This is a genomic window from Mucilaginibacter sp. P5_A4, assembly GCF_056400605.1.
Map to the genome: position 1 here is coordinate 16,647 of NZ_JBFUKX010000027.1, position 24,885 is coordinate 41,531.

Annotated in this window: 19 protein-coding genes and 1 tRNA gene; 2 read left to right on the plus strand and 18 right to left on the minus strand. The window is 42.2% G+C overall.

What is annotated here, in order from left to right; genetic code table 11:
• Window positions 1-5: 5 nt before the first annotated feature.
• The 7 genes from AC1DQW_RS16415 to AC1DQW_RS16445 all read right to left on the minus strand — a co-directional run bounded on the left by AC1DQW_RS16415 (window position 6) and on the right by AC1DQW_RS16445 (window position 7,993).
• Window positions 6-2,468 carry a TonB-dependent receptor gene (locus AC1DQW_RS16415; protein ID WP_477455078.1) on the minus strand — a complete coding sequence of 821 codons (2,463 nt, stop codon included), beginning with the start codon at window positions 2,466-2,468 and terminating at the stop codon, window positions 6-8.
• A 229-nt stretch (window positions 2,469-2,697) separates the two neighbouring features.
• Window positions 2,698-2,835, minus strand: a complete 138-nt coding sequence (locus tag AC1DQW_RS16420) for a hypothetical protein (RefSeq protein ID WP_477455079.1) — start codon at window positions 2,833-2,835, stop codon at window positions 2,698-2,700.
• A gap of 57 nt (window positions 2,836-2,892) precedes the next feature.
• Window positions 2,893-5,286: a TonB-dependent receptor gene (locus AC1DQW_RS16425; RefSeq protein ID WP_477455080.1), complete on the minus strand. Its 2,394-nt coding sequence runs from the start codon at window positions 5,284-5,286 to the stop codon at window positions 2,893-2,895.
• Between the two features lie 107 nt (window positions 5,287-5,393).
• On the minus strand, window positions 5,394-5,954 hold the full coding sequence (pth, locus tag AC1DQW_RS16430; RefSeq protein ID WP_477455081.1) for an aminoacyl-tRNA hydrolase: 561 nt from the start codon (window positions 5,952-5,954) through the stop codon (window positions 5,394-5,396).
• A gap of 142 nt (window positions 5,955-6,096) precedes the next feature.
• Entirely contained in the window at window positions 6,097-6,681 is a 585-nt protein-coding gene (locus tag AC1DQW_RS16435; RefSeq protein ID WP_477455082.1) for a 50S ribosomal protein L25/general stress protein Ctc, read from the minus strand.
• A 120-nt stretch (window positions 6,682-6,801) separates the two neighbouring features.
• The gene (locus tag AC1DQW_RS16440) at window positions 6,802-7,746 is read right to left on the minus strand and encodes a ribose-phosphate pyrophosphokinase (RefSeq protein ID WP_477455083.1); all 945 of its coding nucleotides are present in this window, start codon (window positions 7,744-7,746) and stop codon (window positions 6,802-6,804) included.
• A 176-nt stretch (window positions 7,747-7,922) separates the two neighbouring features.
• Window positions 7,923-7,993: transfer RNA gene (locus AC1DQW_RS16445), tRNA-Gln, on the minus strand.
• Window positions 7,994-8,206: 213 nt separating this feature from the next.
• Here AC1DQW_RS16445 and AC1DQW_RS16450 point away from each other — a divergent pair.
• Window positions 8,207-11,341, plus strand: coding sequence for a DUF2723 domain-containing protein (locus tag AC1DQW_RS16450; protein WP_477455084.1), 3,135 nt, complete (start codon window positions 8,207-8,209; stop codon window positions 11,339-11,341).
• Between the two features lie 131 nt (window positions 11,342-11,472).
• On the opposite strand, the gene AC1DQW_RS16455 is transcribed toward AC1DQW_RS16450, so the two are convergent.
• From AC1DQW_RS16455 to AC1DQW_RS16465, 3 genes are all read right to left on the minus strand, one after another.
• The gene (locus AC1DQW_RS16455) at window positions 11,473-12,429 is read right to left on the minus strand and encodes an acetyl-CoA carboxylase carboxyltransferase subunit alpha (RefSeq protein WP_477401134.1); all 957 of its coding nucleotides are present in this window, start codon (window positions 12,427-12,429) and stop codon (window positions 11,473-11,475) included.
• Between the two features lie 48 nt (window positions 12,430-12,477).
• Complete coding sequence (locus AC1DQW_RS16460) at window positions 12,478-12,978, minus strand: hypothetical protein (RefSeq protein WP_477455085.1); 501 nt, start codon at window positions 12,976-12,978, stop codon at window positions 12,478-12,480.
• A 67-nt stretch (window positions 12,979-13,045) separates the two neighbouring features.
• Window positions 13,046-14,803: a family 43 glycosylhydrolase gene (locus AC1DQW_RS16465; protein ID WP_477455086.1), complete on the minus strand. Its 1,758-nt coding sequence runs from the start codon at window positions 14,801-14,803 to the stop codon at window positions 13,046-13,048.
• Between the two features lie 221 nt (window positions 14,804-15,024).
• On the opposite strand from AC1DQW_RS16465, the gene AC1DQW_RS16470 reads away from it, so the two are divergent.
• The gene (locus AC1DQW_RS16470; protein WP_477455087.1) at window positions 15,025-17,109 is read left to right on the plus strand and encodes a beta-galactosidase; all 2,085 of its coding nucleotides are present in this window, start codon (window positions 15,025-15,027) and stop codon (window positions 17,107-17,109) included.
• 149 nt (window positions 17,110-17,258) lie between these two features.
• Here the strand turns inward: AC1DQW_RS16470 and arsB are convergent, their stop codons facing one another.
• The 8 genes from arsB to AC1DQW_RS16510 all read right to left on the minus strand — a co-directional run bounded on the left by arsB (window position 17,259) and on the right by AC1DQW_RS16510 (window position 24,641).
• Window positions 17,259-18,332 (minus strand): ACR3 family arsenite efflux transporter, encoded by a 1,074-nt coding sequence (arsB, locus tag AC1DQW_RS16475; RefSeq protein WP_477455088.1) that lies wholly within the window; start codon window positions 18,330-18,332, stop codon window positions 17,259-17,261.
• Between the two features lie 55 nt (window positions 18,333-18,387).
• Window positions 18,388-18,720 carry an ArsR/SmtB family transcription factor gene (locus AC1DQW_RS16480; protein ID WP_477455089.1) on the minus strand — a complete coding sequence of 111 codons (333 nt, stop codon included), beginning with the start codon at window positions 18,718-18,720 and terminating at the stop codon, window positions 18,388-18,390.
• A 44-nt stretch (window positions 18,721-18,764) separates the two neighbouring features.
• A complete protein-coding gene (locus AC1DQW_RS16485) occupies window positions 18,765-19,178 on the minus strand; it encodes an arsenate reductase ArsC (RefSeq protein ID WP_477455090.1) in 414 nt (137 codons plus the stop codon).
• 1 nt (window position 19,179) lies between these two features.
• Window positions 19,180-19,611: an arsenic resistance N-acetyltransferase ArsN2 gene (gene arsN2 / locus AC1DQW_RS16490; RefSeq protein WP_477455091.1), complete on the minus strand. Its 432-nt coding sequence runs from the start codon at window positions 19,609-19,611 to the stop codon at window positions 19,180-19,182.
• 11 nt (window positions 19,612-19,622) lie between these two features.
• Entirely contained in the window at window positions 19,623-20,186 is a 564-nt protein-coding gene (locus AC1DQW_RS16495; protein ID WP_477455092.1) for a DUF6428 family protein, read from the minus strand.
• Window positions 20,187-20,589: 403 nt separating this feature from the next.
• Complete coding sequence (locus AC1DQW_RS16500) at window positions 20,590-22,299, minus strand: HAMP domain-containing sensor histidine kinase (RefSeq protein WP_477455093.1); 1,710 nt, start codon at window positions 22,297-22,299, stop codon at window positions 20,590-20,592.
• A 2-nt stretch (window positions 22,300-22,301) separates the two neighbouring features.
• A complete protein-coding gene (locus tag AC1DQW_RS16505) occupies window positions 22,302-23,432 on the minus strand; it encodes a sensor protein KdpD (RefSeq protein WP_477455094.1) in 1,131 nt (376 codons plus the stop codon).
• A gap of 162 nt (window positions 23,433-23,594) precedes the next feature.
• On the minus strand, window positions 23,595-24,641 hold the full coding sequence (locus tag AC1DQW_RS16510) for an outer membrane beta-barrel protein (protein ID WP_477455095.1): 1,047 nt from the start codon (window positions 24,639-24,641) through the stop codon (window positions 23,595-23,597).
• Between the last annotated feature and the right edge of the window lie 244 nt (window positions 24,642-24,885).

The window sequence follows — 24,885 nt, forward strand, 5'->3', positions numbered from 1 at the left end:
CAAATCTACTGATTTGTCCCACTACTTTTACCCCCGCCTTTGGTATCATCGTTATTTATGCCGCGCTGGTTCTTTTTAATATCGCTGCTAAGCTTACCAAATTTGTAGTTAACCCTGATAGCAAAATTGCGGTAAGGATTTTGATAAACCGATGATTGCGAAAAATCGGGCGTATTGGTGTATGTTTTATATGTGCGGTACTTACTGTAGGGATTGTTTGATACTAATGATATAGTGAGCGTTTTTTTAAGAAACTCCTTTCCTACTACATACGACGAAAATATGCCATGTCCGTTTTTACCCTGCAGGTTAACATCGCCGCTAAAATACCCGGCATCAATACCAAAGCGAAAGCCGCTATCAAACTTATAAGCAAGGTTGGCAAACGCATTACCGGTATACCCGTCATTTTTGTAAAACTGCCCGTTATAAGTTCCCTTTAACCAAACATGCGTTATCCGGGCATTTAAATTGACGGTGAACCTTTTTGTGATAGAATAGTTTGTGTTGATATTTAAGCCCAGGCTGCGGTTGCTGCCTAAGTTTTGATAGGTAGTAGTAGTAACCGTGTCAGTTTTACCATTTAATGTGCTATCAACCCTTATGCTGGTAACATTTTGTATAGCATTGTTTGAAAACGCGTAACTAAGGCTCGCATTAATTGAACCTTTTGAAAAATTACTATACGTAAGCTCAAATGTATTATTAAGCTCGGGGCTCAGGTCGGGATTACCGGTATTAATAAATTTAGGGTTCGATCTGTCAACAAAAGGATTTAACTGGTATATCCCGGGGCGCTGAATGCGCTGGGTAAAACCTAAACTTATACTGCTGCTTTTTAAGCTTCGTTGTACAGATATGGAAGGAATAAGGTTATTGTACCCTTTATCAAGCGGTATCCCCGAAAAATCGGCACTCACCTGGGTGTGTTCCAACCGCAAACCGCCTTTACCTGTCCATTTGCTAAATTTTAACTGGTACGAGTTATATATGCTATAAACATTTTGCTGATAGTCAAAAACATTGGTCTGGTTGGTATTAACCAAGTAATCATTGGTTAATGAGTCGCGGTCTTCGCGTCTGTAATCGCTGAAATTTTTACGCAGGATAGCTTTTGCACCTGTTTCAATGCTGATAGTTTTCAGCGGATAGGCATAATCCAACTGGAGGGTATGCTCTTTATTACCGGCTTTATTATATTGCCTGAAATCGGGCTGTATTTGCTGACCATAATTAACCCTGTCTGTAAAAAGGTTATCGGCAAACTGGGTGCTTGGCGAATAACTATATTTATAGGAAAGCGTAAGCAGTTCATCTTTATGCCCCTTGAAACCTAACTGGTAATTAAGGGCAGCGTCAAATCCCCTGTCGTGATTGTAACCATCGGTTAACTGGCGGTAGCCTTGTGTTAAAACCGCGTTGCTATTTGTTTGGGCCGATACCCTGTCGTTGTCCTGCACAAACTCTCCCTGGAAAAGTTCAACCGAACCAGTAAGCAGGTTAAGGGAATCTATCTCGTAACTTAACTCAAAATCGCCGTAACGGTAATTACCGCCAAAGGTGCCTGTACCATTTTGCAATATGGTGGTATTTTGCGCAAACTGATTCTGCGTATTGGTAAAGATATTATTATTTAAGTTTTGATGGCCAAAACCTGCATAACCGGCTAAGCCAAACTTACCATGCTTTACCGTTCCGTTAAGATTAAAACCCGGTCCCCAGACACTGTTATAGCGCGAGTTGATGCTACCGTTATAACCCTGGTCGGCATTTTTTTTGGTGATGATATTGATGATACCGGATAAACCTTCGGCATCATACTTGGCTGGCGGCGTAGTGATCACCTCTATCTTTTCGATATTGGTGGCCGGCATCGATTTTAGTACATCCGATGGATTTTTGGCCATCAAAGCTGATTCCTTACCGTTAATCAATATCTTATAATTTCCGCTTCCTTTTAGTTTAATCTTATCGTCACCATCAACAGAAAGCAACGGAACCTTGCGCATCATATCCAAAGCCGATATAGCTTTACTCTCCGGGTCGGCCTGCACATCATAGCTCAGGCGATCAACCTCCTGTTTCATCAGAGGTCTTACAGCGGTAATGCTTACCTCGTTCAGCTGCTTGCTAGAAGCCGACAAGTAAATTTTCCCCGCATCAAATACCGTTCCGGCAGGCTTTACAGGCAAGGTTTTGGAAGCAAGCCCCATAGATGCAACAGCCAACTGGTAGATTTTGCCATCTGGCGCTTTTAGCTCAAAGCTGCCGTCATTTTTGGTAAGCGTACTTTTTACGGATGCCTTGGTACCGGCATCCTGCAACATAACGGTAACATACCCTAATGGCCTATTAACGACAGAATCGATAACCAGGCCCTTAACTGTAATATTTGATGGGGTTTGAGTTTGCGCCATTACCTGCATTGAGAAATAACAGCAAAATATGATAAGTAAAAATTGTTTCATAAGGCATTTAGATGATAAGACACCTAAAGTTACCTAAGTGTTGCAAAAGCATGCAAATATTAAACACTTTTTAACTAAATGCTTAGTTTATCAGGGAGTCGCTTTTAAAATATCTGCATGGCAAATTTTGACTGAAGCCGCTTTTTGTTCCTTCGCTACCGTCCCATAAATGGGACGGCAATGAACTTTTAGCTATTTTAAACAGGAACAATCCTTAATTCATTGCCGTTCATGAATTGTTCGTAACCGGCTTACTATCCCATTCCTGCAGCTTTTCGGTACTTACACCCAGTTTTTTAAAATCCCGGAAATCATAATCAACTTTATTGGTTTTAAGCCAGTCGAGCGCTTTTTTACTGTATTGCAATTGGTAATTCCGTAAACTTTCATGGGCGGTGCTTATTGTATAAATCAACCAAAATTACTAATTTTTGCTGCCGCTGCTGGTATCGTCGTTATTAATTCCACGCTGATTTTTTTTGATGGTTCCATTAAGCTTCCCAAGCTTATAATTAAAGCCAATGCCAATAGATCTGTAGTAATTGTAATTATAGGAGTAGGTTTTAAAATCAGGCGTTTGGGTATAAAAATCAAGTTTGTTAAATTTAGCAAAAGGCCCGTTGATGTTTAAAAATATACTGCCTTTCTTTTTAAACAACTCTTTTGATATATTAGCCCCATAACCAAGGTAATAATTATCCGTACCCTGCAATAAAACATAACGGCTATCAAAACCAACATTTAAGCCAACCCGGTAACCGCTATCAAACTTATAGCTGCTGTTGGTAAACATATGCCCCTGCTGGCCGCTGTTGGTAAAAAAAGTACCCTTATAGGTACCCTTCAGCCAAATTTTCAGCAATTCGCCATTTATATTAACATTTAATTTAGGTGTTATTGGGTAGTTAATATTTACATCTAATCCTAAAGTTTGGTTTTTACCTACATTGGCAAATGTAGTAGTGGTAACAGCATCGGGCCCAACACTGGCTAAATTTTGAATAGTGTTATTAGCAAACGAGTAACTGGTGCTGATATTAACAGAACCTTTGGCGAAATTGCCGTAGCTGAGCTCGAAATTATTATTTATAGAAGGCTTTAAACCCGGATTACCTACGGTAATATATTGCGGGTTTGATCTATCGGCAAATGGATTTAACTGGTATATACCCGGCCGTTGGATACGTTGTGTGAAACCAAAATTTAAACTGCTGTTTTTTAAACTACGTTGAATAGAAAGAGAAGGAATAACATTGGTAAAGTTTTGATCTAAATTTCGGCTTGCAGAAAAATTGGCATTTATAGTGGTGCGTTCGTAACGTACACCACCTTTAACCGTCCATTTTGTGAGCTTTATAATATAAGAGTTATATAAACTATACACATCCTGCTGATACGTAAAATTATTGCTTAACGTGGTATCAGTAAGATAGTTCCCCTCACCGTCTGCGACATCGTTAAGAAAATCGCTATAATTATTACGGGCTATCATTTTGCCTCCTGCTTCGAGAGTTATTATTTTAAACGGCTGAACGTAATCCAGCTGGGTTGTATGTTCTTTGGATCCGGCGTTATTATATTGCCGGTAGTTCGATGCATTACCTGGGGTAACGTCATTAAACTGCTTATTGCCAGAGTTACTGTATTTATAAGATACTGTTAGCAATTGGTTTTTATGGTTTTTAAACCCCAACTGATAATTCAACCCAAAATCGGCTCCATGAAAATCGTTATTGCCGTTATTAATACTGGTATAATTTGTTTGCCCGCTGCTATCATGAACGGTAGTAAACTGCTCACTGGCCTGTGTGCCTGTGCCCGAGTAAAAGTTAAATGCGGCAGTCAGCAAGTTTAAGCTATCTGCTTCAAAGCTCAATTCGGTACTACCATAGGTATTTTTGTTACCGTTTGATCGTGTTCCGCTTTGAATTAAGGAAGCAGCAGAGTCAAAAAAATCTGTCTGGTTAAAAAAGCCAAAAGCACGTTGCGGCCGTTCGCCGTGGCCTACGTAACCGTTAAAGCCCAGCTTGCCTTGTTTAATAGTAGCATTAACGTTGGTCCTGTAACCAAAAACGTTATTATAATTGGCATTAACGGAGCCATTATAACCCTGGTCGGCCTTTTTTTGTGTAATAATGTTAATGATGCCTGCCAGCCCCTCGGCATCATATTTAGCGGGCGGTGTAGTTATTACTTCTATCTTCAAAATATTTACTCCCGGCATGGCTTTTAATATATCCGAGGGATTCCGGGCCATTAGCGCCGATTCTTTCCCATTAAGTAAAATTTTATAGTTGCCGCTGCCGCGCAGCTTAATATTATCAGATGCGTCAACAGAAAGTAATGGTACTTTACGGATCATGTCCAAAGCCGTTAATTGTTTACTCTCCGGGTCGGCCTGCACATCATAGCTCAGGCGATCAACCTCCTGTTTCATCAGGGGTTTTACGGCGGTAATACTTACTTCGTTCAATTGCTTGCTGGAAGCCGACATGTAAATTTTACCTGCATCAAATAAAGTTCCGGCAGGCTTTACAGCCAAAGTTTTGGAAGCGAGGCCCATAGAAGCAACAGCTAACTGGTAGATTTTGCCATCCGGTGCTTTCAGCTCAAAGCTGCCGTCATTTTTGGTAAGCGTACTTTTTACGGATGCCTTGGTACCGGCATCCTGCAACATAACGGTAACATACCCTAATGGCTTATTAACAACAGAATCGATAACCAGGCCCTTAACTGTAATATTTGATGTGGTTTGAGTTTGCGCTATTGCCTGTATTGAAAAATAACAGCAAAATATGATAAGTAAAAGTTGTTTCATAAGTATTTAGGTGATATGACATCTAAAGTAACTAAGTGTTGCAAGAGCATGCAAATATTTAACACTTTTTAACTAAATACTTAGTTTATTAAATTCCTGTTAAATAATTATTTATTATACCTGGTCATCGTGAGTTCGGTACCTATAGTGGAGAAGCTCTTGATCATTTCGATGGAGCGATCTATCAAAGCAGGCAGTTCTGGCTTTTCATCGTCATCAAAACMGTTTAATACATAATCAACCTGGCGGCCTTTGGGAAAATTATCGCTGACACCAAAGCGTAAGCGCGCATAATTATTGTGCCCAAGGGTGGCTTCAATATGTTTTAATCCATTATGCCCGGCGGCGCTCCCTTTGGGTTTTAAACGCAGGGTACCTAATGGTAAAGCAATATCATCCACTATCACCAAAACATTTTCCAGCGGGATCTTCAGATCTTTCATCCAATGATTCAAGGCTTTACCACTCAGGTTCATAAAGGTAGTGGGTTTAATGAGGCACAAAGTACGGCCTTTAAAAGAAACCTCAGTATAATAAGCAAGGCGCATATTATAAAATTTGGCCCCCTCCTGTTTGGCCAATTCATCAAGCACCATAAAACCTATATTATGCCGGGTATCAGCATATTCGGGACCTATATTTCCTAAACCTACTATTAGATATTTCATTAGCCCCCCAGCCCCCTAAAGGGGGAGTTTTTATTTGTTTATTTATTACGAAGATATTGCTTTTACATAAAAACAGCGATAAGTTACCTTATCGCTGTTTTAATTTGTCCTTTTATTCCCCCTTCAGGGGGTTAGGGGGCAATTACTTTTTACCAGAAGCAGCTTCCTGCTCAGCCTGACGTAATGCACGTGAAGTGGTTACAGATACGATAGTATCTTCCTGTGCATTGGTAATGGTAAGGTTTGGAACTTTAATTTCCGCTACTTTAACCGATTTACCAACTTCCAAAGCTGCAATGCTTACTTCAATAGCATCTAAATGATCTTTAGGTAATGCTTTGATGCGCAGTTTCCTTAGTTTTTGAACTAATTTACCACCCACTTTAACACCTGGAGAAGTTCCGGTTAATTTAACAGGGATCTCGATGGTGATAGGCTTTTTCTCGTCAAGCAACAAAAAGTCTACGTGGATAATTTGTTCAGTTAAAGGGTGAAACTGCATATCTTTAATAATAGCCTGTGATTTAACACCAGCAACATCAAGATCGATGAAATGAACAACCGGAGTGTAAACTACGGCTCTCAAATCAGCTGCGGACACTGAAAAGTGGGTTTGGGTTGGCCCACCGTAAAGTACTGCAGGCACCAGACCCTGGTAACGCAGTTCTTTAGCGTCTCTTTTCCCTACGTTCTCTCTTGGAGAACCGCTAATAGCAATTGATTTCATTTGTTTTTATTTTATTATTTATTTATTAAGTCCATGGTCAATAAACCATGGATTTGCTTTTATTCATTCAATGTACGTTCATTACCATGGACTATCGACCATTGGCTATGGACATACTACTTAATCCACCTTAAACAACTGGCTTATTGAGCCGTGTTCATTTACGTTAACTATGGCCTTCGCAAAAAGCTCGGCGGTTGATAGTACCCTTATTTTAGGGCTTTCGTGTTTCAACGGTATAGTATCTGTAACTATCAGTTCGGTTAATGCCGAATTTTCGATAGTTTCATATGCTTTACCTGATAATACCGGGTGAGTACAAACCGCACGTACGCTGCGTGCACCCCGCTCCATGATCAACCCTGCTGCTTTGGCCAATGTACCGGCTGTATCACAAATATCATCTATCAGTACAATATCCTGGTCGGTTACATCACCAATCAGTGTCATTGATTCAATTTCGTTGGCGCGTTTACGGCGTTTATCGCAAATAACCACTTCGGCATTAAAAAACTTAGCGAAGCTGCGCGCCCTGTATGAGCCGCCCATATCCGGCGAAGCAATGGTTAAATTGCCTAAGTCCAGGCTTTTTATATACGGTACAAAAATGATTGATGCATCAAGATGATCAACCGGAACATCAAAAAATCCCTGGATCTGCGCTGCGTGCAAATCCATGGTCATAATGCGGTCAATACCCGCTGCAACTAATAAATTGGCTACCAGCTTGGCGCTTATTGCCACGCGGGGCTTATCTTTCCTGTCCTGGCGTGCCAAACCAAAATATGGGATAACCGCGTTTACATAATGCGACGATGCACGGCGGGCGGCATCAATCATCATCAGCAATTCCATCAGGTTATCAGTAGGTTGGTGGGTACTTTGTATCAAAAACACATCGCATCCCCTAACAGTTTCATTAAAATGTGGTTGAAATTCGCCATCACTAAAACGTGAAAGTACTACATCGCCTAACTCGCGACCATAGGCTTCAGCAATTTTTTGCGCCAGCTCTTTTGAGCCCGAACCTGCAAATAATTTAACCGGATTAAATTGTAATGGCATTTTTTTTGATTTTGGATTTCGGATGTTAAATTTCGGATTTGTTTAATTTTCAGCTACTTATCGCTACATGAAAAAATTAATACTCCTGTTGATAACCTCCTAAAATACAATTCGGATTTCATTTTTCCCCCGAATCTAAATCCGAAATTGAAAATACGAAATCCGAAATTCTCTTGTTGCCCGACCAGGATTCGAACCTAGACAAACGGTACCAAAAACCGTCGTACTACCATTATACTATCAGGCAATCTCCTTTGGTTGTTTTACTCTCCGAAAAGGAATGCAAATATAAGACGATTTTTTAACTCTCAAAACAGAATTTGAAAAAAGTATTTATAAGCCTGTTTTACAGTCCAAAATGGGTTAAAAAGTGTTAATAAGGCTGTTTTTGTTTCAGCATCGTCATAGTTTTTCTTACTTTCGGCTATATTAAGCCTTTTGCTATCGAAAACATCCCGACATGAACTACAATAAAATCAATAATATTTTTGGCTGGATAACTTTTATCATCGCCACCTTAACCTACGTTTTAACCCTTGAACCATCATCAAGCTTTTGGGATTGCGGTGAATTTATAGCCTGTATTTTTCGTTTGCAGGTAGCCCACCAACCAGGTGCACCATTATTTACCATGATAGGCAAGGTATTTACGCTGCTATCCATGGGCGATAATACAAAGGTGGCTTACTGGGCTAATATGGCTTCGGCCATTTCAAGCGGGGCTACTATCATGTTCCTGTTCTGGACGGTAACCTCCTTAGCCAAAAAGATTCTGGTTAAAACAACCGAAGACCTTAATATCAGTAATTTGATCATCATAACAGGCTCGGGCCTGGTGGGTGCATTGGCTTATGCCTGGTCTGATACCTTTTGGTTCTCGGCAGTTGAGTCTGAAGTGTATGCGCAATCATCCTTATGTACAGCGGTAGTGTTTTGGGCCATATTAAAATGGGATGCCCATGCCGATGAACCTCGTGCCGACAGGTGGATTGTATTTATCGCCTATATAATGGGCTTATCAATAGGTATCCACTTGTTAAATCTGCTGGTAATACCGGCTATTGCTTTGGTAATTTATTTCCGCAAGGCAAAAAACATTACTACACGGGGTACTTTACTTTCATTTTTTGCAGGTATTGTATCGGTAGCTTTTGTATTGTGGGGAGTTATACAATTTACAGTTAAGGGCGCGGCATTCTCCGATCTGCTTTTTGTGAACACCCTGGGAATGGGCTTTGGCAGCGGTGCAATCGCATTTTTTGTTTTGCTGATAGCAACCATAGTATCGGGCATATGTTATACCATTAAACAATCAAACGCAGCTATTATCACTTGCGCCATCTGCTTTATCCTGGCGCTTGGAATTAGTGCGGGCTACCTCGGAGCTATGGTTGGGATAGTAGTTTTAGCATTGCTTGAATATGTGGTAAAAATACGCGAGAGGCGTTTTGCCCTCAATAGCTTTTTTGTTTGCCTGCTGTTTATCCTGTTTGGCTACAGCTCATTTGTAATGATTGTGGTACGCGCCAAGGCCGATCCTAATTTAAATAACAGCGATCCGCAGGACGCTTTTGCGCTTAACAGCTACCTGAACCGAGATCAGTATGGCGATACACCACTACTATACGGCCAGTTTTTTGATTCGACACCAACCGATCAAACTGAGGGAGCAACAATTTACCGCCGTGGTAAAACCAAATATGAGGTTGCCGGCAAAAAGCTCGCCACTATTTATGATCGTAACACCATATTCCCGCGCATGTTTAGCGATAAGGCCGGGCACCCCCAGTTTTACCGTGCCTGGAGTAAATTAGCCGATAGCGAAAAACCAACCCTTGCTACCAACCTGGGCTTTTTTGGCACCTGGCAGGTTAACCAGATGTATACCCGCTATTTCCTTTGGAACTTTGCTGGTCGCACCAATGACCTGGATGGCCAAACCAGCAACAGCGGATCTGATGGTAACTGGATAAGCGGCTGGAACTTTAACAAACAATTGCCTGATGCGGTTACCAAAAGCAAAAGCTATAACCGTTTATTCTTTTTGCCGCTCATCATAGGCTTGGCAGGCTTATTTTTTCACTTTAAACGCGACCAAAAAAACGCCGGCGTTGTAGGTGTACTTTTCTTTTTTACAGGTTTGGCTATTGTATTGTATCTAAACCAGGACCCATTACAGCCACGCGAACGTGATTATGCTTACGCTGGTTCATTTTATGCGTTTGCCATATGGATAGGCCTTGGCGTTGTTGCCTTAGCCGATTTGTTAAGTAAAAAACTTAATGCAAAAACCAGCGGTATTATTGCCACCGTAGTATGCTTGTTAGCGGCCCCCTTGTTAATGGCCAACCAGGAATGGGATGATCATAACCGCTCAACCAAACTTACGCCGCATGATATGGCCTATAATTACCTTAACTCCTGCGCGCCAAATGCCATTTTGTTTACTTATGCCGATAATGATACCTATCCGCTTTGGTATATACAGGAAGTTGAAAACGTACGCCCCGATGTACGGATTGTGAACCTAAGCCTGCTGGGTACCGATTGGTACATACGTGGGATGAAAAACAAAATGAACCAATCGGAACCATTGCCTATCAGCATGCCTTATGATAAGTTTAAACCAGGCGTACGTGATGTAATTTACTTTAACGATCAAAAAGTGCCCGGCGCTATTGAGCTAAAAGAGATTTTTGATTTCATCACCTCGGATGATAAAGCTGCCATGGTGGAGTATAACAATGGTGATTTGGCCAATTACCTGCCTACCAAAAACTTTAAATTAACAGTTAATCCTGATGAAGTGGTAAAAACCGGGACGTTACCAGCCATCCAAAAAGATAAAATAACCCCGGAAATGGACTGGACCTTTAATGGTAAGTATGTTACCAAGGATATTTTGGCAATGATGGATATACTGGCCCATAATAACTGGAAAAGACCCATTTATTTTGCAACCACTGTACCGGAAGAAAACCTGATAGGACTTAGTAAATATTTATATAGCGAAGGTTTTGCCAACCGCCTGCTTCCGTTAAAACCAGATACCGCAGCAAGCGCGGCAGATGTTACCAATACGCCGGTAATGTACCAGAACATGATGACCAAATTTAAATGGGGCAATATGAAAAATGCCAGTTACCTTGATCATGAATCAAACACCATGTTTTACCCTTTGATATCAAGGCTTTACTCAACCCTTGCCGATAACCTGCTTAATGAGGGTCATCCTGACATGGCAAAAAATGTTTTCAAAAAGTATGATGAAGTAATGCCTGATAACATTCCTAATACCGAGATAGCTATCCGTAAGTATTATATGATAGAGACGGCTTACCGGCTTGGTGATGTGCAAATGGCCAACAAACTGGCAAACCTGGTTGATGATTATATAATCGATCTGCTCAACTATAATTATACGCTTTTACAAAACGGTGAAGTAAGCCTTGATAGCAGGGATCTCCAATATTCGATGTCGATGTTGAATGGTTTAACCGAGTACACCAAAAATTATAAACAAACAGACCTTAATACCAAATTCAGCGCACAGCTTAGGGATTATGAGAAGAAACTGGGAATGGGTTCGAAGTAGCATTACATAGATCCAACAACAAAAAAAGCGACATAAGTCGCTTTTTTTGTTGTTATAAGATTCTTAAAATCTTTTATCCTTTATCTAAAGAATGTCCCTCGTCCAAAAATCCTTATTCCTTATTCCAAAGATTAATCCTCATTAACCACGCCCATCGAACAAAATTTCTCGATGCGCTCGTTAACCAGCTCAGTAATATCTTTCTCTTTCAGGGTTTTAAGATCTTTAAGCAGTTGTTTTTTTAGGGTGGCCGCCATAGCAACCGGATCCTGGTGGGCTCCGCCAAGTGGTTCTTTTATAACACCGTCTATCAGTCTGTTCTTTAACATTTCTGTCGAAGTTAATTTTAATACTTCGGCAGCACGTTCTTTATTTTCCCAGGTTTTCCATAGGATGGTTGAACAGTTCTCTGGCGATATTACCGAATACCACGAATTATCAAGCATCAAAACCCTATCACCGATACCTATACCCAATGCGCCTCCCGATGCACCCTCGCCAATAATAACGCAGATGACAGGAACTTTAAGTATCGACATTTCGAGCAGGTTACGGGCAATGGCTTCACCTTGTCCTCGTTCTTCAGCTTCTAAACCAGGAAACGCTCCCGGCGTATCAATTAAAGTAACAACGGGCTTATTGAATTTTTCGGCCATTTTCATCAGCCTTAAGGCTTTGCGGTAGCCTTCGGGATTAGCCATACCAAAGTTACGATATTGGCGCTCTTTGGTATTACGGCCCTTTTGCTGACCAATAAACATTACAGTTTGCCCGTTCAGGGTGCCAAAACCGCCTATAATGGCTTTATCATCACCAACAGTACGGTCGCCGTGCAGTTCAATAAAATCATCGCACATCAGCTCAATATATTGGAGCGTATATGGTCTTTCGGGATGACGCGAGATCTGCACTTTTTGCCAGCCGTTAAGGTTGGAATATATTTCTTTTTTGGTAGTTTCCAGTTTAGCCTCAAGTTCTGCCACTGTTGCAGACATGTCGAGCTTGTTTTTATCTTCAACCTGCTTCACTTTCTCTATCTGCTGCATCAGCTCGGCCAAGGGTTTTTCAAAATCAAAAGTTATTTTCATACACTTTATTTGGGGCCGCTAAATTAAACAAATCAAACGGCAAATTTATCAATTATGATTTTGCAAAGTTTCCAGCTTTTTAATTTGAGCCGGCGCCAGTAATTTCCACGTGTTATAGCAGGCTAATAATATGGCATTTCTGAGCTCACCGTAGTACAATCCCGATCGGTTGCCATAAAAAATAATACTGCCTTCATCAGTACCCTTCCGCAATAAGTTATCTAATGCCTGTTCATTGGTGATGATGAACTTGCCCATTTCTATTTTTTTACGTTTTAGCTCATTGGCTATTGCTGTAATTTGAGTTACCTGCACCGGGCTAAGCCCAACTTCTTTTTTAAACGCGATAGCCTTATCGGGTAACGGGTAATGATTTACAACAGCAACGGGGGGCATTTCATAAATATCATCACCCTTTAATAAGGCATTGTACTGCGCGTCACTCAAGGTTTTAACCGTCGATTTTTTAAAAGTGCTATCTGCCATTTGCGCTTTCGCGGAACAATAAACAAACAGGATCATCACAAAAACAGGTATGGTTTTTATCATATTTTGCAGTTTACAAAAAAATCCACAACTATTGGGCCATTTAGATGGATAAATATTGCTACCTAAGTCATTCCACCTTAATCACCTTTGTTCTTTCCGAAATTCCGTTCTCGTTAAAGGCCTCTATCTGGAAGTAATAAGGCAGATCCCTGTCCATCCCGCTAAAATAAAACTCATTTTTGCCGTAAACCATCATGTTGTTGTATAGTTTATCGGGCGCTATGCCAAAGTAAATGGTATAGCCGGTGGCTTTATCATTAGGTTTCCACTTAAGCCAGGAGTTGCGGCGCTCACTGTCGCCACGCAGAGCAATCAGGTTTTGAACGGTATCGGGCTTAACGCCAGCGCCTTTACCGAATACCCGGAACCCTGATAGCGCGAACTTGCCGGTTGGCATATGCAGGTTCACCATTTTAAGGTAGCGTGCTTTTACAGGTGTTTTCAACTCAATATAATCATGCGGAACATCGGTTTTGTTTTTGCTTTTGTCGATCAAAAGCTTCCACGTCTTTCCATACAAGGATGAATAAACAATATACTGATGATAAACGCCCAATGATTTACCCACAAATTCGGCATCCTGATCGGCATAGTTGATCTGTACAGCGTTTATAGTACTTATTTCACCAAGATCTGTTTTAAACCATTCGCCTTTGTTCGCAGTTTTGGCGCTCCAGTAAGTCTTGATATCCTCATCAACCGCATTGTTTGCGTAATAAGCGCCCAGGGTTGATGATACCTCCACCGGTTTATTGTAGTTGAGGATCATCCAGCCGGTGAAGTTACTTTTCAGGTGATCCTCCGGACCAGCAGCCAAATATTGCGGATAATCTCCATAGGCTGTATTACAATATAGCGTTCCGTCTTTATCAAAACCGGCAGGCCAGAAGCCTATGCGACGTTCAAAGTTGTTTTTTACCGAAATGCCCATGGTGCTGATATGCCAGTAATTACCAAACTTGTCTGCCCAGGTAGCCCCATGCCCCGCCCCTTTTGCAAAGCCTCCGGGCTTGTACGAGAACGGGTTATGCTTTTGGTAAGTAAACGGACCAAGCGGTTTATCGCCCACAAAAACGCCATCGCCATAGCCGCTTTGCTCGGTGCCGGGTGCGCCAAACTGCAGGTAGTATTTACCGTTATGCTTATTCATCCATGAACCCTCAATAAAGGGTAGCAGGAACACGTTATCATTGTGCTCACCAAAGCGCTCCCAGCCGTGTTTTTCGGGGTCGAGTTTTACCATCTCCTTTTTAGGGCCTATGGGTTCAAATGTTCTTCTGTCTATCTCCTGCCCGTAAAGCGGCAGCGTATTGCTGGAGCCATGGTAAATATATACCCGCCCGTCGTCATCAGCAAACATCCCCGGATCCCAGGCGCCTACTTTAAAATAATCCCTGGCAGCCTTCCAGTCATCTTTGGTGGGATTGGTACTCATCCACAGCGTAAAATCCTTATTATAGGTAGAACCGATCACCAGCAGGGTATCGCCCAAAACTAAAGTGGCAGGGGCGCAAAGTTCATCGCCGGCTACCTGGTTGTATGGGCGTACAAACTTGCGGTATACAAAGTTCCAGTTCAGCATGTCGTTGCTCCACCAGTAACCAAACTGGTTGGTGCTGAAGAGGTAGTATTTACCTTTAAACAGGGTCATGGTTGGGTCGGCGGTAGCGCGGTGCTTGCCCCAGTTTGCAAAATCGGCAAAGGGGGTATAGCCATAGTCGAGGTTAAGCGGGTTGCAGTAAGTAAGCCTCCTGGTTTGCGCGCTTAAATCTTTTAAACAAAAACAAAACAGCAGTATCGGTAAAATACGGGCAGCTATTTTCATAAAGTATAAAGGTTTATAAGATAATAACAGGAAGCTAATATCTGTTTTAAAATATTAATAAAATGGGCACTTATAACTACATTTATTGCACAAATTATCAATTTTATCAAGATTTATTAAGGTTTATCCCGCTCCTGCCGAATCTGAAACATTTTTGTTATTGTGTGTTAAAAACACAATTAATTTGTACCTTCATTTCCAGAACCAATTACCATATTTTTATGAAAAAGAAATACCTGCTGCTTTTCGTTGTGCAATTATTTTTCGGCGCCGCCGCATTTGCTCAATATCCCAAAATGGATAAGCTGCTTTACGGCGTTGCTTATTACGATGAGTACATGCCCTATGAAAGGCTGGATAAGGATGTGCAAATGATGAAGGATTGCGGCATCAACGTGGTGCGAATTGCCGAATCAACCTGGAGCACCGTTGAGCCGCAGGATGGCGTATTTGATTTCACCCATATCGACAGGATGCTGGCCGCCATGCAAAAAGGAGGCATCAAAGTAATCGTAGGCACCCCCACCTACGCCATACCTACCTGGATGGCCAAAAAACACCCCGAGATATTAGCCATCACCCCATCGGGCCAAAACCAATACGGACCAAGGCAAAATATGGATATTACCAATACCGATTTCAGGATGTATGCCGAGCGGGTGATCAGGAAAATAATGGAACATGTGAAAAACAATCCCGCAGTAATTGGTTACCAAATTGATAATGAAACAAAATCATACGGCACATCCGGGCCAAACGTGCAGGCGCTGTTTGTAAAATATATGCAGGCTAAATACAAAACGCTGGATAATATTAACCACATCTTCGGCCTTGATTACTGGAGTAACCGCATCAATAACTGGGACGATTTCCCATCGATGAATGCCACTATCAATGCCAGTTTAGCTTCGGAGTTTGCTAAATTTCAAAGGCAGGTGGTTACGCAATATTTAGGCTGGCAGTCGGCTATTGTGCGTGAATATAAACGCCCCGAACAGTTCATCACCCAAAACTTCGACCTGGATTGGCGCGGCTACTCCTTTGGCATCCAGCCCGATGTTGACCATTTTGCTGCGGCAAAAGCCATGGATATTGCCGGGATAGATATTTACCATCCGAGCCAGGATAAACTTACCGGTTCCGAGATCTCTTTCGGCGGCGATGTTGCCCGGTCAATGAAAGGTGGTAAAAATTATTTGACAATAGAAACCGAGGCCCAGGGTTTCCCGCAATGGACGCCTTATCCGGGGCAACTAAGGTTACAGGCATTCAGTCACCTGGCATCGGGCGCCAATATGGTGGGTTACTGGCCATGGCATTCTATCCATAATTCGGCCGAAACCTATTGGAAAGGCCTGTTAAGTCATGATTTTGAGCCCAACCCGGTTTACAACGAGGCTAAAACTATCGGTAAGGATTTTGACCGGTTGAGTCCGAAACTCATCAACCTGAAAAAGAAAAATGATGTGGCCATATTGTTCAGCAACGAGGCGCTTACCGGCTTCAAAGCTTTTGGCTTTGGCTGGGGTGTACGCACCGGCTACAATGAGGTATTGCGCCAGTTATATGATGGCTTATACCATATGAACGTTGGTTGTGATTTTGTTGACCCTACGAGCCAAAATATCGAGAATTATAAATTATTAGTCGTTCCTGTTTTGTATGCTGCGCCTGATAGTTTATTGCAACGCCTTAACCGGTACGTAAAAAACGGGGGGCATATCATTTACACATTTAAAAGCGGATTTAGTGATGAGAATGTTAAAGTGCGCACAACGCACCAGCCGGGCATAATCAACGAAGCGTTAGGCATTTACTACAGCCAGTTTACCGTACCCGAAAACGTGGGTTTAAAAGGCGATGATTTTAACCTGACGCCCGAAGATAAAAAACTTAATACCTGGATGGAGCTCATCACGCCTACCACGGCAAAGGTACTGGCTTATTATGATCATCCTGTTTGGGGCAAATACGCGGCCATTACCGAAAACACCTACGGCAAGGGGCTTGCCACCTACATTGGTTGCGTAACAACCAGCGCCGTAACCGATAAAATATTGGCCGACGCGGTAAAAAAGGTTGGTTTATGGGGTGCTGATCAGCAGTTGGCTTTCCCGATAATTACCAAGTATGGCGTAAACCAAAGTGGTAAAACAGTGCACTACTATTTCAACTATTCGGGGAAAGAAACCAGCTTTACTTATCCTTATGGAAATGGAAAGGAGCTGATATCAGGAGCCGGCGTAAGCAGCAATTCGGCTATGCAGCTGGAACCGTGGGGGATTAAGATTGTGGAGGTAAATTGATTTTTTATATAGTATTTGTACAAAAAATGTCTAATCGGGCAAAAACTTACGAAGTTTTAAAAACTTCGTAAGTTTGGTTCAACGACATGCAAGGTGTACAGCATGAAAGCCACTTGTCCTGTGGGATGCTGAAACGAGTTCAGCCTGACTTAACTTTTAAGGCTTGGGGTATAATACCGCTTCCTTAACCAAAAAGCCACATTCACCAATGCAATCAATGCCGGCACCTCAACCAGCGGACCAATTACACCTGCGAATGCCTCGCCGCTATTAATACCAAAAACACCGATAGAAACCGCGATGGCCAGCTCGAAATTATTACCAGCGGCAGTAAATGATAAGGCAGCATTTTGCGCATAATCTGCCCCAAGCCATTTGCCGGCCATAAAGGTTACCATAAACATAATGGCAAAATAAATAACCAGCGGAATGGCTATCCGCACCACATCAAACGGGATTTGTACAATCAGGTCGCCTTTGAGGCTGAACATCACCAATATGGTAAATAAAAGTGCTATAAGCGTTACCGGGCTTATTTTGGGGATGAATACGTTATTGTACCAATCATTCCCCTTCATCCTGCGTAATACATACCGGGTTAAAAAACCAGCAAAAAACGGGATCCCTAAATAGATCAGCACGCTTTGAGCTATTTGCCCTATGCTGATGTTTACCACCAGACCCTTCAGCCCAAACCAGGGCGGTAAGACGGTAACAAATACCCAGGCAAACAAACTGTAAAAAAGTACCTGGAAAATACTGTTAAAAGCAACCAGCCCGGCGGCGTATTCACGGTTACCATCGGCAAGCTCGTTCCATACTATCACCATGGCAATGCAGCGGGCCAGGCCAATCATAATTAAACCTATCATATAGGCCGGATGATCGCGCAGAAAAATTATTGATAGCAGAAACATCAGCACAGGACCGATAAGCCAGTTCATAACCAGCGAAAGGGATAAGATTTTAACATTGCTGAATACCCTGCCCAACTCCTCAAACCTCACCTTTGCAAATGGAGGATACATCATCAGCATTAACCCTATAGCAATAGGCACATTGGTAGTGCCCGATTGAAATTGATTAATAAAATCTTTTGCCGAAGGCATAAAATACCCGATAGCTACACCCGCGCCCATGGCCATAAATATCCATAAGGTAAGATACCTGTCTAAAAACGAAAGCTTTTTCCGTTGTGTTGGGTTGCAATTATTTGCACTCATGTTAATAAATTACATTTGTTTATTGCGATAAAGCAATGTATTTGATCAAAAAAAATCAACAACAATCTTTTTCTGGAAAATTCGCGGTTACCAGGAAAGCGCTCAGCTTATCTGCATACTGTTTCCATTTCACCTGGTCAATGCAATAGCTCATGGATGTGCCTTCTATGGTACCTTTTATTATACCGGCTTCTTTAAGCTCACGTAAATGTTGCGAGGTGGTAGGCTGGGCCAAACCCAAAACATCAACCAAATCGTTCCCGATGCAGGCATTGGCCTTTATTAAATGCTCGATAATAGCGATGCGCGCGGGATGCGCCAATGCTTTAAGCATTTTGGCCAGCTCGTTTTGAGCCTCGGTAAAGTTTTCTGTTTTGGTTAATCCCATTGTAAGCAATATTACGATAAAGCACTTAATAATCAAACCCAGGTTTAAACGTGCCGCTGTATAAAATCTACAGAGAATACTTTAATCATGTCCCTTACGCGCCTAAACTCGTCCATCACCTCCTCTTCAGTTCCGGTAGCTTTAGCCGGGTCGGGAAAGTTTTGGTGAAAACGTACGGCTTTGGATGGAAAGTAGGGGCAATTCTCTTTGGCATTATCACAAACAGTAATAATATAATCAAAAGGGATCTCCATATATTCATCCACATTATTTGATGTGTGTTGCGAGATATCTATATGATCTTCGGCCATTATTTTGATGGCTTTTGGGTTAACACCGTGGATCTCCACCCCGGCGCTATAAATTTCGGCTTTATCACCGGCAAAATATTGCAAATAGCCATGAGCTATCTGGCTGCGGCAACTATTGCCTGTACATAACACTAATATTTTTTTCATTTCAATTTATTTCTTTTTTCATTACGATGGCCGATACGGGGCATACATGGCTAAACTCAGATGATTGCTTTACCTCTTCGGGTATGTCCCCGCGCAAAATTGCTGTATAACCTTTGCGGCTAAAATATTCCGGTGCGGTTTCTGTAAGCAGGCAAATAACTTTAAGCTTATTTAACAGGGCCATACTTTCCACCTCCTGCAGTAACTTATCTGCAATGCCCTGGTTACGAAATTCCGGTTTAACCGCTACCGAACGGAGCAAAGCATTTGTACCATAAATTTCAAAACCTGCTACGCCTATTACCTGGCCGGTATCGTCTACGGCTGCCAAAAAGTTATTTAACAACGGCGGAAGATCATCAACAGGAAGCTTAGCAGCGCTAAGCAATTGCATTATACCATCTCTGTAGTTTTCGGCATTTTTTATTACCATGGTATTCTTATTTAGCAGCAACCACCACCGGGTGTACAGCATTCGGCAGCAACAGCCAGGTTCTTTAATTCAACTTTGGGTTTCACAGCAACCGGTGCGCAACACTCTTCGCCGGTAGCAGTGGTACCACAACTGCCGCCGCGTTCAATTGCCTTGCACTGCACAGTATCGGGCCGAAGATCAACAATCAGGTTACCGCCCTCAGCAATCACCTGGTTGGGATACATCTGGCGGGTATCAAAGTCCGAATTACCAAACTCAATTTTAACCTTTGCCAGCGGATTTAAAGGTAATGTTTTCTCAACCAATTCAACGATGGATAAAGCCTTGCCAACCTGCATTGGCCTTTCCTGCTGTTGATTTACAGGTTCCCAAAGTTGAACAATGATCTCGGTCCAGCTGTTCATTTTACCCCCGCAATCAACTGATGTGATGGGTGCCTGTTTAATTTCGGTGATGTGGTACGATGCATCTACCCACTTGTTTTCGGCATACTGAAATTGCAGATCCAGTTGCGGATGGGCAAGCAATTGCTCTTTAAATTCCATCCAGTTTATAGCTTCCTGATTTTTCATAATACAAGCATTGAATTATATATTGCAATATTACGATAAATAGTTTAAAATGCAAATGAATTTTAGAAGATCTTAACTGCGGTTGCAAAATCCGGGGAAATGACGTTTTTAAAGATTTGTCATCCTGAACGCAGTGAAGGATCTATTCGCAAACTGTACAGGGCGACGAAGCATGGCGAATAATAGATGCTTCACTCCGTTCAGCATGACAAGTGGCTTTTTTGCAAACACGTCATGGGTAGGTTATAAAAATGATTTGGTCATCCTGAACGCAGTGAAGGATCTATTCGCAGACTGTACTGGACGAAGAGGCATGACGAATAATAGATGCTTCACTACGTTCAGCATGACAAGTGGCTTTTTTGCAAACACTCATTGGTAGAAGCACCCGGGAGAGGCAGAGCTACACCGCCCTTTTCAGCGTAAAAGCAAACCTGCTGCCTGCCCCTATTTCACTATCAACGCCTATGTGGCCCGATTGGGCTTCAATAAAATCCTTGGCTATAGCAAGGCCCAAACCGGTTCCGGTTTGGTCGGCAGTGGCGTTGGGAACTTTAAAATAGCGTTCGAAAAGGCGCGACAGGTATTGCTCCTCTATACCTTTACCATGATCGGTTACAGAAAATTCTATCTCGTCGTTCTTGTATTTTTTAACCACCAGCTCCACTATCGATTTTTCGTGACTGTATTTTATAGCGTTTGATAACAGGTTGATAAGCACCCAGGTGGTTTTATCCAGGTCGGCATGCACTTCGGGCAAGCTGTCATCGCATTTTACCTTAATAGCAACGTGCTTTTGGTCGGCAGTAAATTTAATTGCCTTTACGGCATAGTCCACTATGTTTTTTGGATGGGTGCTGCCAAAGTTAAGCTGTAGTTTTCCGGTTTCTACCTGTGCCATATCCAGCAGTTCGCCGGTAATTTGTAACAGGCGGCGGGCATCGTCATCAATATTTTCCAGCAGTTGCCGCTGCTCGGTATTCACGTTACCTATCCGTTCATCTTCCAGCAATTTCAGGCTCATTTTTATAGACGATATAGGCGTTTTTAACTCGTGCGATATCGTAGCTATAAAATTGGTTTTAGCCTCATCCAGTTGCTGGTATTCGGTAATGTTTTTCAGGATAATCACCTTCCCTATCACTTTATTTTTGCTGCTTACCGATAACGATTCGCGTGAGTAAAAACTTTCGCGGTTATCGGCAAATATCTTAAGCCGGGGCTGCTCGTTTACTAAAAGGTTGCGCAGCAGATCGTTTTCCAAAGCTACATCCGGAGCATAACGGCCGGTAAGCTGCGCTGTACTCATACCTATTAATGAGCAGGCTACCTCGTTGGCAAATATGATAATCATCTTTTCATCCAACCCCACAATGGCATCCTGCATGGTATTGATGATGGTTTCGATCCTCTTTTTCTCGAACAAAATACTGGCCAGGTTACTGTTTTCATATTCATCCAGCTTTTTGGTCATGTTATTAAAAGCCTGGCCAAGCTCACCAAACTCGTCGTCCGACTGGAAATCTATCTGCTGATGATAATTGCGGTTTGATATTTCTTTTATCTTTTCTGTTAATTCTTTTAGGGGGTTTGCAATATATCCGGGGAAGTTCACCGCGAAAGTAAATGCGATGGTGAATAATAATACGGCGCAAAAGGCAACCAATATATTGGCTCTTTTGGCGGTATTAGCTGCAACAGAATTTTTATGCGCAATGGAATCCATATTTAAACGCATTATGCCATAAATCAATCGCCGTGCCTGCGCCCGTGCCTCAATTTGTGCACCAGCAACACCAGGCAGTTTAATATCCCGGTAAACAGCGGTTAATGAGTCGGTTAATTTCCCCTCACCTTTCTCTGTAATGTTATGCTGCTGCCTGTAAAGGTTATCATCAATTACAGCAATTTGCTTAGCCGAAAGCGGGCCGTCACCGGCATCTATCTCGTTCAGGATATTTTGCGTGTATTGCAGGGTTTTATAGTTATCCTTCAATATCACCCCGGCATCGGCCGAAAGACGGTTAAGGAAATATACTGATAAGCCGCAGCAGATGAGCGCCAGTACAAACAAAAAGCCAATGCCTGTACGGAGTTTATTTTTAATAGTCATTGTTATGATAGTATTACAAGGTCAATATCTGTTTTAGACATTTTATTTAATAACTGGGTAAACACAGCTGTTTTCATGATCAGTTGGTAAAATTTAAACCGTGGTTTACCAATACAAATAGTGGTGACGTCATATTTTTCGGCAGTTTCCCATATGGTTTGAGCTATCCGGTCGCTTTTTACTTTGAGCACCTGGCCGCCTAACTGGGTAGCCAGTTTCATATTATTAATCAAATGGCGCTGCGATGCCAGGTTTATCTTATCGCTACTTTCCCTTGAAGTTTGCACATACAACACAAAAAACTTTGATCGGTAATATGATGATAACCTTGCGGTTTTACGTATAATTATTTTTGCCGATGCGTCATTTGTACTGATGCAGGCTAAAAAAATCTCGGGCCTTAATTTAATGTTCCTGGGGATCTCAATATCAATTTTACGCTCTACCTGGTGGGCTACCTCGCGCAGAGCCAGTTCGCGCAGCTGCAGGATCCTATCCGACTGGAAAAAATTATTGAGGGCCAGGGGCACCTTTTTTTCATCATAAATCTTACCCTCTTTTAAACGGTCTATCAGCTCATCGGCGGTAAGGTCGATATTCACTACCTCATCTGCCAATTGCAAAACCTTATCGGGGATTCGCTCATTAATGGCGGTGCCGGTTATGCGCTCAACTTCCTCGTTAAGGCTCTCCATATGCTGAATGTTTACCGCGCTGATCACATTGATACCGGCGTTCAGGATCTCCAATACATCCTGCCAGCGTTTTTCGTTACTGCTGCCTTCAATATTGGTATGCGCCAGTTCATCAACCAAAACCACTTCGGGCCGCAAGCTGATAATGGCCTTCAAATCCATCTCTTCCAGCTCCTTCCCCTTGTAAAAAAGCTTACGGCGTGGAATTACGGGCAAGCCTTCCAGCTGCGCCACGGTTTCCTTACGGTTATGGGTTTCAATATAGCCTATTTTAACATCAATACCATTGCGCATTAATGCCTGGGCTTCCAGCAGCATGCGGTAAGTTTTACCCACACCGGCGCTCATGCCAATGTAAACCTTGAACTTGCCCCGCCGCGACCGTTTTATCAGTTCCAGGAAATGCTCAACCGATTGTTCTTTACTTTCTTCGCTCATTGCTTTATGAATTATTTTTCAAATTCATTAGTTTCATTATGTGTATAAATGTAATAAAAGGAGCCCCCTGACAGGTCCCCTTTTTACGTATGAACGTTCATGCTAACCAAACTTATAATTAACAACCAAAATTAATTATAAAACAATCCATACATATCTTTATCAGAAGGCATACACCGCAGCCAGCACAAATTGCGAGGCTGTTTTTGCAGGATCTCCTGAATGATTTTTAAACGCATCTGCCGATCCGCTATCAAGCCTGATCTCGGGGATCAGCGCCAGCGGACCAGCTTTTATATTTGCTGTAAAAGTAACAGCCGTTACATTTTCGCCGGGCGCCGGTGCAGCTGTTGATGTATAGGTACCGGTTTTGGTTTTAAAGTACTCGCCCCTTAAACCTAATGTTACTTCTTTTGATACTGCATATTGCGGATATAAAGCCAAACCTGTAAAACCACCGGTAACGCCACTATTGGCTTTATAATCGGCAGCATTTAAGCCTAACTTAAAAGCATCGGTTATTTGATAAGCGGTAGTCAAGTCAAATTCTGTTCCCTGCAGTCCGCCGGTTATCAGGTTCAGGTAAGCTGTCCATCCTTTTACAGGTGTAATGGCTAACTGGGCACCAAAATTATTTACCTTTTTTGTAGACTGATAGGCGTTCCAGTTATCATTAAAAGCGCCAACCATCAGGCTTATCTTATCGGTAAAAGCATAGGTTGCTTTAACACCGGCATTCTGGAAAGGCCCGTTGGTGAACAGGTATGATGTAGAATAGTTAAAATTACCTACGGGGCTTATCACCTCATAACCTATAAAGGTTGACATATAACCGCCTGCCAGCGTTAGTTTGTTAGTTACATCGTAAGATACATACAAGTTTTGGATGTGGTAGGAATCGCCGCTGGTACCATTAGGGATAGATTGTGCCTGCCCGCGCGGGCCAAATGAAAGCTCGCCTACAAAAGCTGATTTGCCTACTTTCTTTTTTAGTCCAAGATCGATCATTCCTATTGATACAGAGTTTTGATCTGTAGCAAAACTGGTTGGTATCTGCGAGCCTCTATTGGCAAAATCGTATTTATAATAAGTATCAACCGAACCAAAAATAACCAATGGCGCATCGGATGTTGTTTTTACAGTATCCTGGGCTTTTACAACGCTAAAGCCAGTTAAAAGTATTGCGAATAATAATATGTTCTTTTTCATTTATGTAGTTAAGTTCTCTTAAAACCCTTTGTCATTTCGAAATAAACAGACCGTCATTGCGAGGTACGAAGCAATCTCTACGTAAGCAGGTCGATCATGCTTGTGCCATACTGTTCTTTTCTCTCTGTATAGCTTAGAGATTGCTTCGTTCCTCGCAATGACGTGTTTGCAAAAAAAGCCTTTGTCATGCTGAACGTAGTGAAGCATCTATTATTCGCCATGCTTCTTCGCCCTGTACAGTCTG